The sequence below is a fragment of the Bradyrhizobium sp. Kon56 genome, assembly GCF_055807635.1.
This window is the reverse complement of sequence record NZ_JBVVOU010000515.1, coordinates 1-255: the sequence shown is the minus strand read 5'-3', so window position 1 is coordinate 255 and position 255 is coordinate 1. Positions and strand designations below refer to the sequence as shown.

1 pseudogene is annotated in these 255 nt (G+C 63.1%); it reads left to right on the top strand.

Features of this window, described 5'->3' with window-relative positions:
* Nucleotides 1–129: 129 nt before the first annotated feature.
* Nucleotides 130–255 (top strand): annotated as a pseudogene (locus AC0L3B_RS39890) (asparagine synthase-related protein); the annotation flags it as partial.

Here is a 255-nt window from a genome sequence, read left to right as displayed (position 1 = left end):
GCTTGCAGCGGCACGTTCTCGATCAACGCCAGGCTGTCGAAGGCGCCATCGATGCGGATATAGGCGCGGGCGCGCTTCATCCTCGACATCTGCGAGTGTGAAGCGCTGTGGACCCCGTCCAAAATCGCTGAAGACGCCATCGCTCAAGTGCGTGCCCAAGTCGGCACCGATAACGTCCTGCTCGGCCTGTCCGGCGGCGTTGACTCCTCGGTGGTTGCTGCCCTGCTGCACAAGGCTATCGGCGACCAACTGACC